General features: G+C 55.1%; 15 protein-coding genes. 6 read left to right on the top strand and 9 right to left on the bottom strand.

Features of this window, described 5'->3' with window-relative positions:
- Positions 1-1,251: 1,251 nt before the first annotated feature.
- The 4 genes from AC2FIC_RS19220 to lepA all read right to left on the bottom strand — a co-directional run bounded on the left by AC2FIC_RS19220 (position 1,252) and on the right by lepA (position 5,084).
- Complete coding sequence (locus AC2FIC_RS19220) at positions 1,252-1,572, bottom strand: hypothetical protein (protein WP_496692849.1); 321 nt, start codon at positions 1,570-1,572, stop codon at positions 1,252-1,254.
- 629 nt (positions 1,573-2,201) lie between these two features.
- Positions 2,202-2,621, bottom strand: coding sequence for an XRE family transcriptional regulator (locus AC2FIC_RS19215; RefSeq protein WP_496692850.1), 420 nt, complete (start codon positions 2,619-2,621; stop codon positions 2,202-2,204).
- Positions 2,618-3,007 (bottom strand): hypothetical protein, encoded by a 390-nt coding sequence (locus tag AC2FIC_RS19210; RefSeq protein WP_496692851.1) that lies wholly within the window; start codon positions 3,005-3,007, stop codon positions 2,618-2,620. The genes AC2FIC_RS19215 and AC2FIC_RS19210 overlap by 4 nt, the downstream gene beginning before the upstream one ends.
- A 277-nt stretch (positions 3,008-3,284) precedes the next feature.
- Positions 3,285-5,084, bottom strand: coding sequence for a translation elongation factor 4 (gene lepA / locus AC2FIC_RS19205; protein WP_281973236.1), 1,800 nt, complete (start codon positions 5,082-5,084; stop codon positions 3,285-3,287).
- A gap of 36 nt (positions 5,085-5,120) precedes the next feature.
- Between lepA and AC2FIC_RS19200 the strand changes: the two genes are divergently transcribed.
- The 4 genes from AC2FIC_RS19200 to AC2FIC_RS19185 all read left to right on the top strand — a co-directional run bounded on the left by AC2FIC_RS19200 (position 5,121) and on the right by AC2FIC_RS19185 (position 8,875).
- Positions 5,121-6,308, top strand: a complete 1,188-nt coding sequence (locus tag AC2FIC_RS19200; RefSeq protein ID WP_496692852.1) for a hypothetical protein — start codon at positions 5,121-5,123, stop codon at positions 6,306-6,308.
- 161 nt (positions 6,309-6,469) lie between these two features.
- The gene (locus AC2FIC_RS19195; RefSeq protein ID WP_142638101.1) at positions 6,470-6,781 is read left to right on the top strand and encodes a hypothetical protein; all 312 of its coding nucleotides are present in this window, start codon (positions 6,470-6,472) and stop codon (positions 6,779-6,781) included.
- 66 nt (positions 6,782-6,847) lie between these two features.
- Positions 6,848-7,789, top strand: a complete 942-nt coding sequence (locus AC2FIC_RS19190) for a LysR family transcriptional regulator (protein WP_282022114.1) — start codon at positions 6,848-6,850, stop codon at positions 7,787-7,789.
- A 159-nt stretch (positions 7,790-7,948) separates the two neighbouring features.
- Complete coding sequence (locus tag AC2FIC_RS19185; RefSeq protein WP_496692853.1) at positions 7,949-8,875, top strand: DMT family transporter; 927 nt, start codon at positions 7,949-7,951, stop codon at positions 8,873-8,875.
- A 67-nt stretch (positions 8,876-8,942) separates the two neighbouring features.
- Here the strand turns inward: AC2FIC_RS19185 and AC2FIC_RS19180 are convergent, their stop codons facing one another.
- Entirely contained in the window at positions 8,943-9,386 is a 444-nt protein-coding gene (locus AC2FIC_RS19180; RefSeq protein ID WP_496692854.1) for a low molecular weight protein-tyrosine-phosphatase, read from the bottom strand.
- A 28-nt stretch (positions 9,387-9,414) separates the two neighbouring features.
- Between AC2FIC_RS19180 and AC2FIC_RS19175 the strand changes: the two genes are divergently transcribed.
- Both AC2FIC_RS19175 and AC2FIC_RS19170 read left to right on the top strand, forming a co-directional pair.
- Complete coding sequence (locus AC2FIC_RS19175) at positions 9,415-10,110, top strand: NAD-dependent deacylase (RefSeq protein ID WP_271950400.1); 696 nt, start codon at positions 9,415-9,417, stop codon at positions 10,108-10,110.
- A gap of 54 nt (positions 10,111-10,164) precedes the next feature.
- A complete protein-coding gene (locus AC2FIC_RS19170; RefSeq protein ID WP_496692855.1) occupies positions 10,165-10,773 on the top strand; it encodes an HdeD family acid-resistance protein in 609 nt (202 codons plus the stop codon).
- An 81-nt stretch (positions 10,774-10,854) separates the two neighbouring features.
- Here AC2FIC_RS19170 and AC2FIC_RS19165 read toward each other — a convergent pair whose 3' ends face one another.
- The 4 genes from AC2FIC_RS19165 to AC2FIC_RS19150 form a co-directional block, all read right to left on the bottom strand.
- A complete protein-coding gene (locus AC2FIC_RS19165; RefSeq protein ID WP_142638090.1) occupies positions 10,855-11,319 on the bottom strand; it encodes a copper chaperone PCu(A)C in 465 nt (154 codons plus the stop codon).
- Between the two features lie 42 nt (positions 11,320-11,361).
- Entirely contained in the window at positions 11,362-11,712 is a 351-nt protein-coding gene (locus AC2FIC_RS19160) for a hypothetical protein (protein ID WP_142638088.1), read from the bottom strand.
- A 407-nt stretch (positions 11,713-12,119) separates the two neighbouring features.
- Complete coding sequence (gene rpmB / locus AC2FIC_RS19155; protein WP_142638086.1) at positions 12,120-12,407, bottom strand: 50S ribosomal protein L28; 288 nt, start codon at positions 12,405-12,407, stop codon at positions 12,120-12,122.
- 169 nt (positions 12,408-12,576) lie between these two features.
- Positions 12,577-13,716 (bottom strand): Hint domain-containing protein, encoded by a 1,140-nt coding sequence (locus tag AC2FIC_RS19150; RefSeq protein WP_496692856.1) that lies wholly within the window; start codon positions 13,714-13,716, stop codon positions 12,577-12,579.
- Positions 13,717-13,722 lie beyond the last annotated feature (6 nt).

Raw genomic sequence — 13,722 nt, 5'->3', positions numbered from 1 at the left:
TATAGTTGCCCTCTGCACCCGGACCCGCTATCCTTGCGGACACAGGTGCATAGACGCGGCATTGCATTTCTGACACGATCACGGGGTTCTTGCTTAAACGCAAGAACCCCGTTCCCGTTTAAGGGGGAATTAAATCGCTGCCTGTATGAATCCGGGGCCCGGAAAAAGGAAAAGGCGTCAGGTGCGCAGACGCGGTCTTTGCACGTGCCCAAAGGACACCCCTGACGCCTTACCGGTTCGACACGCCCGAGGGACGTCCCGATCCAGTTGCTTTGTCCCCCTAAGGGGCCACAGCCGCTGAACAGAGCCCGAGGGCCCCGCACAGCACGCATTAACCTTCTGAGAGCTTGATCACCTGTTTCAAACTTGACGCCCAAATCAGCGGATCACGCACCGGTAAGTCTTTGCAGTAGAACAAAATCCTAAGATTTCCCTTCACCGCAGCGACCCCCTTGGCCTTTGCGTCCCACCCAGGATCCTAAGAACCTCTGCGGTAACCTGACTGTTACATCGCGGTCATAATCGGGCAAGAAAATAGCACTGCAGCATAAAAAATAGTCGGGGATAAACTGTTGATATCTCGCTGGAGAGTGATGTGGATAACTCTAGATTTTACGTTCCTGCGCAGAGTTGCCATTGGACAAGTGAAATTACGTGCTCGGCCCGGGATTTTGGACTCTTTCTGCAGGCGCAAACGGGCTGCACGACCCTTCTGGGGGTTTTGGTGAGCGATTGCGCCGATCCGATCCCTGATATTTCGAATCAAACCCGCCTTGAACGGGTCGCTCTTTGGCCACGGCCTCCGAGGACCGAGGCATTTTCTGACCAATCAGGGCCACCTGCCCGCATTTTGCGCTGAAAGCCTGTTCTGAATTTGAGAAGCGCTCCGACCCGGTTGGGTTACCTACTAAGCGCTGCGGCAATTCGCAGCCAGTACCCCCTAAATTCCAACCGGACCAGAGACGCTTCAGTTCACCTGGAGACCAGAGACGAGCCCGGAACTCGTTCGATCGCGCAGGCTACGCAAATTCAAGATTACATACAGCCCAAGGATCTTGCGCCAGCCCACGCAGCCAACCTAAATGAAGGGGCATTTACCGCTTCGATAGTTGAATTTGCTGTCACTGGCTCACCTCCTGCACTGGGCCTTTCGCTGGCCTTTTATACAGATTGGGTGGCTGAGGGCCGGTTGCAACTTACCTGAAGGAAGCTTCATGAAGGCTTTAAAAAAGCCTAACCAGATTGTCGCGCTTAGGCCCAGGCCAGCGCGGTGCCGATCACGACCAGGGAAATGCCAAACACTTCGCGATGCGAGAAGTTTTCGCCAAACAGAAAGAATGAGGCGATGGCGATCAGAACGACCTCGGCCCCCAGAATGCCAGTATAGATTATGCCCAACCGTTCGTCGCGCAGCGCGGCGAGTTCGAGCGTTGCCCCGGCCAGCAGGGTCGCAACGATCAGCAGGCCGAGACCCACGCCGGGGAGTTTCCACCAGAACTTCATCGCGATCATAGCCACGGAATAGAGACCCGCCGACCCGAGCGCGATGATGGGGATCATGGATGTGGACATCTGCGCCTCCTGCCGAGGATTCCGTTTGGTCAAGTGTAGCAGGAGGGCGCGGTTGGGGCTGTGAGGTGGGTCACACGTGGGTAGTGCGATGAAGTAGAGGCCGCGGCAGAACATACCAGAAGTTCAAACGCGTCCTCTTTTATTAATCAACGCGGTCTGTCAGCGATGGAAGAGGCGGAATCGACAGTCCAGAACTACTAACATTGTTCGAGAACTGAGCTCTAAAATATGGATATGTCGTAAATCTTCCAATCTTAGAAAAGTAAAGCCGCGTGTATTCAGCGTCGCAATCTTTGAGATTCTCATAAACTACGACGTATCTGCAGCGTTGCTTGAGAACCTTTCTTCGTCCATGCCGTACATCAGCCTGCCATTCGTATTCACCAAACAACCAACCTGAGTCATCGTCAAAGTGGCAACTGACAGGCCCCCCTTGGAAACTAGGAGCCAAGACCTCCTCTTCGTCCTGACTCATCAGAATGTCGGGTACTTTAGCTTCATAGGTCGACTTAGTTAGGTGAATTTGTACGAGCCGAGCCCGGCTCGCTACGGAGGAATACTCCTCCGCATCGAACCTTGAACTACTAAATGAAAGTTCAGTTTCTTCGACTTTTGCTACTTTACCCATCTTATGCGGCCAGAGCTTCCGGGAACTTGTTCTTGTTCGCAGTCGTATCATGCCAGAAAGCGTTAGAACGGATCAAACTTCCTTTAGCAGGCTGGAAATCCGAACTCCCCTTGCGCGCTACTTTTTTGGACCTGATCAAATCCAAATAGGCGGATTTCTCGACAGCCTCAAAATCACAACCCAAGGCCTCAGCCATTCGAGCTACACTTTTCAACGTCAGATTATTCGCGTGGCCGCCGAGAATCTGAGATACTCGAGCAGCACTAACCCCCATAAGCTTCGCAAGGTCCGCCTTGGACAAACCGCGAGAATCCATTTCGTTCTGGATTGCAATCTGGAATGAAAGAGCAATTCTCTCCATACGAAGCTCAATCCGTTCCTCGTCAGTTTGTGCTCCAAACAGATCGCTAAAAGTGGTCATTGCATTTCTCCTAGGACACGAGCGACCCGGTTTAACACCGCCGGATCAGCTTTATCTGTTTTCTTCACTGTCGCCTCGACGCAAGCGAATACGTCATCACCGACAAAACCCCCATATACTCTCAACTGAAAAGACTTGGCCGCATATACAACAACACTGGATCCGTCTTTTCGACCTGAGGAATACTTGCCTTCTCTTCTGAACTGTTCCTTGTTGTTCAAGGCCTGAAGCCCAAAGCAAGCCAATCTTTCTAAGATAAGTCCAATCTTCTTTACGTCTTTGCTATTTCTTTTCTTTGCGTGTTCGGCTAATTCTTGCCTCACATTGGGGGAGCCGATAACTCTGCAAAACTCTCCTGCACAGATATGTTCGTAGTCATCCGTCACCTTAGTGATTCTCTTCGTATAGTTAAGTTACTACTTAAGTATTGACAACGTCACTTTCAAAAGAACGTTACAGTTACAATTGGCTAGAGCTCTTAATGTAGAAGCGCCTTGAGAACATAACACACTATCTTGCGCAAAATTCAACTGCTAGATGAGTAATTTTTGAAGAGGCAGCTGACCTTCATGCTCAGGAAGCGCAACAATCGCACGCAATACGGCAATAAAGCACAGAAAAGCGCCCGAGACTGTTCATCGAGCAAAAGGAGATGTGACGATCTTAGCTGTCCATCTTCAACGCTGAAATAAACGCCTCCTGCGGAATATCAACCTTCCCGAACTGACGCATCTTCTTTTTACCCGCCTTCTGCTTGTCCAGCAATTTGCGTTTCCGCGTGGCGTCGCCGCCGTAGCATTTGGCGGTCACGTCCTTGCGCAGCGCCGAGAGGGTCTCGCGCGCGATGACCTTGCCCCCGATGGCGGCCTGAATCGGGATTTTGAACATGTGGCGCGGGATCAAGTCCTTCAGCTTTTCGCACATCGCCCGGCCCCGCATCTCGGCCCGGTCGCGGTGAACCATGGTCGACAGCGCATCGACCGGCTCGTCATTCACCAGCACCGACATCTTGACCAGCGCGTCCTCGGTATAGCCGGTCATCTGATAGTCAAACGAGGCATAGCCCTTGGTCACCGATTTCAGGCGGTCGTAGAAGTCAAAGACGACCTCATTCAGCGGCAGGTCATAGACGACCATCGCGCGCGAGCCCGCATAGGTCAGGTCCATCTGGATGCCGCGGCGGTCCTGACACAGTTTCAGCACGTCGCCCAGGAATTCGTCCGGCACAAGGATGGTCGCCTTGATGCGTGGTTCCTCGATATGGTCGACCTTTGACGGGTCGGGCATGTCGGCGGGGTTGTGCAGTTCGATCATCTCGCCGTCTTTCATGAAGACGTGATAGATCACCGAGGGCGCGGTGGTGATCAGCTCGATATCATATTCGCGCTCAATCCGGTCGCGAATGACCTCAAGGTGCAGCAGGCCAAGGAAGCCGCAGCGGAAGCCAAAGCCAAGGGCGGCCGAGGTTTCCATTTCAAAGCTGAAGCTGGCGTCATTCAGCGCCAGTTTGTCGATCGCGTCGCGCAGGTCTTCGAATTCGGAACTGTCGACGGGGAAGAGGCCACAGAACACCACCGGTTGCGCGGGTTTAAAGCCGTCCAGCGCGATTTCTGCGCCATTGCGGTCATTGGTGATTGTGTCACCGACGCGGGTGTCGCGGACCTGTTTGATCGAGGCGGTGAGAAAGCCGATCTCACCGGGGCCGAGGCTGTCGACCATCTCCATCTCAGGCCGGAAAACGCCGACGCGGTCGACATGGTGCAGGGTGTTGTTCGACATGAACTTGACCCGCATGCCCTTTTTCAGGGTGCCGTCCATGATGCGGACCAGAACGATGACGCCGAGATAGGCGTCGTACCAGCTATCGACCAGCATCGCCTTGAGCGGTGCATCCAGATTACCCTTGGGGGCCGGCAGATGGGTGACGATGGCCTCCAACGTCTCATGGATGCCCTGCCCGGTCTTGGCGCTGACCTGAATCGCCTCGGACGCGTCGATGCCGATCACATCCTCGATCTGTTCGGCCACGCGGTCACAATCGGACGCAGGCAGGTCGATCTTGTTCAACACCGGCACGATGTCATGATCGGCGTCGATGGCTTGGTACACGTTGGCCAGCGTCTGCGCCTCGACCCCTTGGGTCGAGTCCACAACCAGCAGAGAGCCTTCGACGGCACGCATCGACCGCGAAACCTCATAGGCAAAGTCCACGTGGCCGGGGGTGTCGATCAGGTTCAGCACGTATTTCTCGCCATTGTCGGCGGTATAGTCGATGCGGACCGTGTTGGCCTTGATGGTGATGCCGCGCTCGCGCTCGATATCCATGCTGTCGAGCAGCTGTTCCTTCATGTCACGATCCTTGACCGTACCGGTCTCTTGGATGAGCCGGTCAGCAAGGGTGGATTTGCCATGGTCGATATGCGCGACGATGGAGAAATTGCGGATATGAGCGAGGTCTGTCATGGATTGGGGATATGTAGAGGAATCGTGGGTTGGTCAATGGACAATGAGAAGGCCGAAGCAGGTATTACTACCTCAAACCTCGATTTTGAAGATCGGGCAGAAATCATCGCCGAAATCATCGCGAGAGCAAACCAGATTGAAACTGGAGGGCTTATTTTTCGCGCTGCACTAAGGGCATTACCAGCGTTTCACCCAGACTTTCCAGAATTTGGCGGAGTGGTGCTAGACGCGTGGCGCATTTCTGAAGGCGAAGAACAAAACGTTTTAATCGCATTTCGCACTGTAGTTACAACGATGGTTCTTCTGAACGATAGAAACGCTCTCGACGACCAGACGATTGAAGATGCCATCCAATGCCACATTGCTCAGTTTGAGGAGATAAGACTAAGCAACCTGTCAACGGCAATGTGGATATTGGAAAACGCACTTTGGTTTGCAGAAGGCGCCTCGCCTTACCTGACAAGAGAAATTGCCCAACGATGTCTGGTCGACGCTGTCGAGCTAGAACCTATGATGCAGCTGCTTTGGGAAATTTCAGCTGACTCCAGAACAAATGTTAGTAGGGATAACGGAGTGGATTTCGATCCATTTCTCTTTCGCCACGGTGACTATCAATCAGAGTCAGGCTGGCAAGCACCTTTTTCAGTGGTTGGTTTGGTTGAAGGCCTCCACCAGTCTGGCAGGAAATGGAGATTTTGGAGCGAATTCTACGACGCTATACTTCAAGGCGCGTCTCCAAACTTTGCGCTACTGCAACTAATTGCAAACATCGAAGAAGGCATTTGGACAGCAGGCCCAGATGCCGTCGCATCCGAAATTGAACGTATTCGTTCGCGTTGGGCAGTTGAATCCGCACTTACTGATCTAAAAGATGGCTTGAAAACCCAGACCAATGCTCGCCATGGCATTGGAGGCAATAACCCTCCCGAAAGCCTTCAAGATGAGCGTTTGGACGGCGCGGTTACACTTATTTGGGAAGCCGAGGAAGAGCTCTCGACCGCACTGGAAAAGGAGAATCCTGCCCGCGAATGGATTGAGAGAATACTTAAGAAATTGAAGGCCGGTTTTTTAGCAATCACCAAATGGTTTGGCCGGAAAGCTGATCTTGCGGTGGATACGGCTATTGTAACAGCGATAAAGCAGGGTGGCCCGCTTGTAGGTGGTTACTATGCACTCGACAAGCTGATCAAAGCTATTGAAGACTGGTTGCCGTTCCTACCTTGACCGATGCCAGGCTGAAGCCCGTCCTACGAGGGAGTGTTTCTGACTCGTGTATTCACTTTTTCGCAGCACATGATTGATCCGAAATCCACTTTGATTCATACTCCGCCACAGACCGAGAGGGGCATCAGACCCGTCCGGGCAGGCAAAAACGAGGCAAGAGCATGAAACAGTTCCTCCTAATCGCATTTTGTGCGGCATCGCTGACGGCGATGGCTCCGGCACCGAGCGAGGCTGCGCAGATCAAACGGGCGTGTCTGGCGTCGGACCGGTCGGCGGCGACGCGGGCGCGGTGCAGCTGCATTCAGCGCGTCGCGGATCAGGCGTTGACGCGGGGCGATCAGAAGACCGTCGCCAAGTGGTTTACCGACCCCCATCAGGCGCAGGAGTTGAAGATGTCGCAGACTTCGCGCGATGATGCGCTGTGGGATCGGTACAAGAACTTTGGCCAGATGGCGCAGGCAATCTGCAACTAAGCTGGTCACGCTGCTTGACCTGATGCGCACTGCACCTCAGATATGGCGCAGCGAAAGGTGTATCAGATGGTAATGAAAGGGCTGACCCTGCGGGGCCTTGAGGTGTTCGAGGCTTTGGCGCGGACAGGATCGGTGGCACAGGCCGCCGAGATCACGGGGCTCAGCCAGCCTTCAGTTTCTCAGCAGTTGCGCAATCTGGAAAAGGCATTGGGCACTGATCTGGTCGATCACGGGCGACGACCAATGCGTTTAACGCAAGCCGGCCGCAGCTTTCTGGCGCGGGCCGAGGTCGTGCTGGCCGAACTGCAAATGGCCCAAAGCGAACTGACCGTGATGGATCTGGGGCATCTGACCACCCTCTCCATCGGTTTGATAGACGATTTCGACAACGATCTGACCCCGCGGCTGGCGACCTTGCTGGCCGACAGCCTGACCCGGTCGAAATTCAAACTGATCACGTTGCCCAGTCTAAACCTGTTCGCCGAGCTGGAGGCGCAGAGGCTGCATATGGCTGTATCCGCGCATTCCGGAGAGGTCCTGAAGGGTGTGATTGAATACCCTCTGGTTCAGGACCCTTTCATTCTGGTGACCCCAAAGGGTATGGGGAATTCAATACAGGACCTGCCCTTTCTGCGATACGCCCGAGATCAGCTGATCAGTCGCCAGATCGAGGCGCATCTGGCGCGCCAGCAAATGGAGTTCGAGGAACGGTTTGAAATCGGCTCGCACCTGGCGCTGATGGCAATGGTCGCACAGGGGCTTGGCTGGGCGATCACAACACCACTGGGATATATGCGTGCGACGCGGTTTCATGACGGGATGGAGGCGCACCCGGTCCCGTTCGGTGACTTCGCCCGCACAATTTCGCTGTTCACCCGCTCTGACTGGTCGGACCAAGTACCCAAAGAGGTTGCAGACATGATCCGACGGCTGATGCGGAGCCAGATTGTTGATCCGGCAGTCGCGCAGGTGCCGTGGCTGGGCGGGCAGTTGAAGGTGATGAGTTAGTGTAGGGCACCGCAGAAATTGGAAGCATAATTACCAACGCGCCGTGTGTTTCTGCCACCATCTTCATACAGAACCGAACTAGGGTTAGCTTTGCGAACCGAAGCAACCGCTCGACGAATCTCTGCTACAGCAGTCGCAAACCTGTGATAGCAAATTGGAATGGCAACGATATCAACACAGACGAGACCAACTATTCCCTATCCGATTGCGGTTGCCGGCGTTCTTTTCGCCTCAATTTGTTTCGGGTTGGTTCCCTTTTTTAGCCGAGGGCTGACCGAGCAAGGCGTCGCGCCTTATGCCGTCGCGTTCTATCGCTACATCGTTACGGCAATTCTGCTGCTGCCTGTTCTTATTATACACCGAAACGCTTGGCGCGAGATTGCTTGGGGGCTTTCGGCAGGCGCGGTAATGGGCCTAGGATGGATTGGATATGTGACGGCGCTGGAGACATTGCCCGCATCGACTGTGGGCGTTCTCTATATGACCTATCCGGTTTTCACGCTGATCATTGCCTGGGCTTTGTTCGCCGATACACCCACAAGGCGCGCATTGTTCGCCTCGGGCCTCATTACCTTGGCGGCACTCATTGCAGGATCGCCCGCATCTGTTCCGATACAGCACATACCAACGCTTCTGATGTCGCTAGCAGCCCCAATCGGGTTCGGCTTCGGCATATGTGTCTTGGTTCACAGGTTGTCCCGCATCGCACCGCTTGCGCGCATTGCTTCGGTTTCCTTGGGATCGGTTCTCGGGCTGTTGCCGCTGATGTTGAACGCCGATGTTGCCAAGTTGCTCCCGCAAGGGCAATCCGACTGGATTTTGATCGTCGGAATTGGCCTGGTCACAGCGCTTGTGCCACAGCTCATTTATACGATCTGCTCGCCGTTGATCGGCGCTTCTCAAACTGCGGTCGTCGGCAGCATTGAATTGCCGACAATGTTTGCTGTGGGCTTTCTTGCCTTTGGCGAAGCAATCACAACACCACAGGCCGTAGCCTGCGCTTTGGTTTTGGGTGCGATTGCGATCACCAGAAGCCGGACGACACGCACCTTATCCACTGTGATTTCGAAAGAACCAAACAGGTGAGCTTGGCCCCGATGCAGGCGTCGATTGATTTTACACCTGAATGTCGAAGACATCAGAGCGTCTACAACTAAGCCCTCAGATGTGCGTCAAGACCTGCGACGGCCTTTTCGATCAAATCCAGCGTGCCCTCGAAATCACGGGTGTAATACGGATCGGGCACATGATCCGCGCCTGTCTCAGTAGCGAAATCAGTCAGCAAGCGAACCGGAGTTTCGTTGCCACGGGGGCGCAAGTTTTCGATATTGATAAGGTTCTCTGCATCCATTCCGATGATCAGGTCAAAGTGGTCAAAATCTTCGGCCACGAATTTGCGCGCGCGCAGATCGCTGATGTCGATACTACGGTCATGAGCAGCCTGCTGCATTGGGCCATAAGGCGGGTCTCCGATGTGCCAGCCAGAGGTTCCGGCGCTGTCGGTGGCATGATGCGGCGCACGGGCGCGAAAGGCACCTTCGGCGGCCGGAGACCGGCAGATATTGCCCAAACAGACGAAAAGGATACGGTGTGTCATACAACCGGGTGTAACGCGTGAGGCGGAAATGGAAAAGATCGTCATTCTGACCGGTGCCGGGATTTCCGCCGAAAGCGGGCTGGGCACATTCCGCGACGAAGGAGGTCTGTGGGCGCAGCACAGGATCGAGGATGTCGCCACGCCCGATGGCTTTGCCCGCAATCCGGCGGTGGTGCAAAAGTTCTACAACGCGCGCCGCGTGCAGGCTGCACAGGCGCAACCCAATCCGGCCCATACCGCGCTGACCCATCTGCAACGCAACTGGCCCGGCGAGGTTATCATCGTGACCCAGAATGTCGACGGCCTCCACGAAGCCGCAGGATCCGAGAATGTGATCCATATGCACGGCACCCTCGCTGGGGCCTTATGCACCACCTGCGATCACCGCTGGGTCGCCCCGCCCGAGATGTCGGTGGGTGAACCCTGCCCCGCCTGCGGTGGCCCAACCGCCCGACCCGATGTTGTATGGTTCGGTGAGATGCCCTATTTTATGGACCTGATCTACGATCACCTGGCCAATGCTGCAATCTTCGCTTCAATCGGCACCTCGGGTCAGGTCTACCCCGCCGCAGCATTTGTGCACGAGGCGACAATGTCAGGCGCACGAACCGTCGAGTTGAACCTAGATCCGTCATCCGGCGCCTCGAGTTTCGATCAGGTGATACTTGGCCCTGCATCCGAAACCGTGCCACGCTGGGTTCAAAAGCTGCTGCGCGAATCTTAGCCCGCCAGACCGGCACCAAAATTATTGATACGACAATCGAAATAAGAGGCTCCCATGACCGACCCCCACCACACGCGCGAAGAAATCCTGGACGATTCCAGTATGGAGGGCCGCGATACATTTGGCGACCAACTGGCAAATCTGTGGTGGACCTTCCTGTTGCGCGGATGTCTGGCCGGAGCATTGGGGATCGCCGCGCTGTTTTGGCCAACGGGCAGTATCTCATTGCTGTTGCGACTGGTCGGCCTGCTTTTGGTTCTAGATGGCGGCCTGACCCTACTAGGCTTTGGACGGCGCGGATTGATCGGCGGCGTCGGCATCGGGGCACTGTTGATCGGTCTTGTCCTGCTGATCTGGCCCGAGGGTGTTGCGCGGCTGACATTTTTCCTGCTGGGTGCTTGGGCGCTGATCGTCGGCATCGGTTCGTTGCTGGCATGGCGGCAGATACCCAGCAACAACCCGGATGCCGTGATGGTGCGAAACTCGGGGATCATTGCGCTGATCATTGGGTTGGTGCTGTTGTTCTGGCCCGGCAGTGGCATGGTCGCACTGGGGTGGGCCATTGCCTTTTCCGCTCTGGCTTTCGCCGCCGTGATGTTCTTTCTGGCAGCGCGCTTCAAACGGGCGCATGACCGCGTTTCGATGCGGGTTGTTAACCGTTGAAGCGATAGGCAAACAGGCCGGGCAAAGCCCGGCCTGACGCGTGGATGACGGCCGCATAGCGGCTTGAAGGATGACGTGACCTTAGTTCGAGTGGGCGCCCATGTCTTTTCGTTCCAGATCAACCGGCACGTCGATCTCAACCTCACCGGCTTTTTCAAAAACCAGCGTTACAGGCACAGTTGCACCATGTTCAAACGGAGCAACCAATCCCATGAACATCACGTGATCGCCCCCGCGCTTGAGCGCATGCGCACCACCGGCTGGGATGACGAACCCCTCTTCGACATGGGTCATCTGCGCCACGCCGTTGGCATCGATCAGATGCGTGTGCAGCTCAACCCGTGCAGCCGCCTCCGATTCCGCGCGAACAAGACGGTCATCCGCCTCGCCCGTGTTCTGAATCACCATAAAGGCCGCGCCCGCTTTCGCCGTTTTGCCGGCGGAGCGCGCATAGGCATCTTCTAGTGTGATGGTTTCCTGCGCCATTGCAGTGGTGGCAAATGCGGCCGCAGCCAGGGTTGCCAAAAGTTTGGAAGTGAGGGACATTGCGCCTCTCCTATGTCAAGTGTCTGAAAAAGTTAAATTTAATCAGGCTCTTGCAGGTGGCGCGCGGGCGGGCTGAAACGGAACGGGCGCTGCTATTAGGCTCCTGTCGCCGCGCTCTAAAAATGGCCCGGCATAACTTGGTGCATCGGGCAGCACATGTGAAACGACAGCAATAGCACCCAGCAACGTCAGCGCATAGTCGGGGCAGAAATGCGGGGGCTTTGCCGGTTGCCCCTCGGCATCCATATAGATCACAACAGGACCAACACCAGTACACAGCACCATCTGCCCGACTGCGGTATCAACGCCACGCGACGCAGCCACCCCTTGACCGGTCAGAATGACCAGCAGAGACAGGGCAAATGATAGAAATCTGTTCCGAAAGTGTTTCATCCTGCCTTCGGTATACGCCCGAGACAAAAAGGGCTTCAAGCACAATCGAATGCGCCAGAAGCCCTCGGGTCATTTTGGTCAGTACGAGGTCAGTTGTCCAATCCAGGACGTTTGACAGACCCTTTGGTCAGGCTGGTATGCAACCTGTTCACCTGACGCTGCATCCGCACACATGTCCCAAACGTCTTGCCAAAAAAGGCCGCCAAAAGGGAGAGGGAATCAAAGGATTTGAAAGACATGAGATCGAACTCCGCCAATAGAATATGAACAAACATATTCAAACATCAGAACACTGTATGTGAACAAGATCACGCTCTGACGGCGAAATCGTCTAAACTCAATCAGACAAAAGAAAAGACCCTGCACCGTTCGGGTACAGGGTCGAAATCTTTGATGAAAAAGAACGTTTAGACCGCAGCTTGAGCCTTGGCGATTTCTTTTTTCACTTTCAGTGCGTTGGTGGACAGCTCGTCATCCTTGGCTTTGGCCAGGAACGCATCCAGACCACCACGGTGGTCAACTGAACGCAGGGCAGCGGCCGAGATACGCAGCTTGACGCCACGACCCAGGGTTTCCGACTGCAGGGTTACGTCGTTCAGGTTGGGCAGAAAACGACGACGAGTTCTGTTTTTGGCGTGGCTGACATTGTTGCCAGTCATCGGGCCTTTTCCGGTCAGTTCGCAACGGCGCGACATGGTTTCTTCCTTTGTATCTGCGGGCTGGGTACAGGACCCGTGGCCAAATCACAAGGGGCGCAACCCGAAGTCGCGCCCGAAAACTGGTTGGATGCGTTTAGTGGGAATCACAGGAAGGGTCAAGACGGGCCGTGCGAAATCTTTGCACCCATCTTAAACTCTATAAGACCTAGGCGCCATTGCGTTGAAGCAAGGGTTTGTTGTTCTTCAAATGCCGCTGGATCAGATGGGACTGTTGGCGTCCACATGGAATGAACCGGGCCGGGTTTTCACCATGATTTTCGATCAGTTCCGGAAAGATTTCGAAAATTTCTCGCCGCGCCTCCGACCCGAGGGATTTCAGGGCCTCGACTCCGGTGAACAGGCTTTCGGTTGGGGCATCTTCGGCAAAGATGACATGATGGCGATCAAATAGCAGGTGAAAATACTCAACCGATTGCACGGCCTCATCGATATAGATTCCCGGCAGTGCGGTCAGTTTGATCGCCGGAATCAAAACTTCGGTGGTGCCGAACATGCGTTCCGCGATTCTGGACTGCACCAGCATCCTGTGCTGGCGTGAGACCAGAAGATCGCGATGCGGCAAACCCTCGCCCAGCGCACCTGCAAGGATTCGTACCGGCAAGAGCCGGGGATTTTCCAGCAAGGCGGTGCGGTCAAACTGTCGACGACCGATCCAGCGTATAGGCTGAGGGTCGCACCCCATGGTCGGGACCATGTCCCCGATCCGCAGCGCTTGGATTGCTTTCATGCCGTCCTGCGTCAGGATGTGCGTGTCACGGGTAAAACAAGGAACGCCACTTCCGTTCTCAAAGGCAGAATATGTGACCGTGATACCGGATGGTAGGGTGAACGTCCCGCTGGACAGGGTATAGCCTACGCCATCTACGACATTAATGACGCCAAAATTGGTATCGGTGATGACGGTACCCACCGGCAAGTTCAACGTGTCGGTCCCGCCACCACCCCGCAAATCGCCACTAACGCTGGTGCTGGTGAAATTCAGGGTATCGTTGCCGCTCCCCAGCCGGATGTTTCCAATACTCGAGCCACTGATATCGACAGTGTCGTCATCCGACCCGCTGGCAATCCTGCCACCAATGGTGCTGCTGGTGACGGTGATCGTGTCGGAGCCGGCATTGCCGATGACATTCCCGGTAATCGTGCTGTTATTGATATCGACGTCGTCGTCGCCACCCCGGCCGCGGATATTATCAATCGGAGTTCCAGCCGGTGAACCGTTCAGGGTCCCCGTGTCATTGTTAACGTCGATATCGTCGTTGCCGTTGGTCCCAGTAATATCGGGCATAGCTGA

The sequence above is a fragment of the Ruegeria sp. CDSC079 genome (assembly GCF_059610505.1).
The sequence above is the reverse complement of the archived record's forward strand: the minus strand, read 5'-3'. Positions and strand labels throughout refer to the sequence as shown.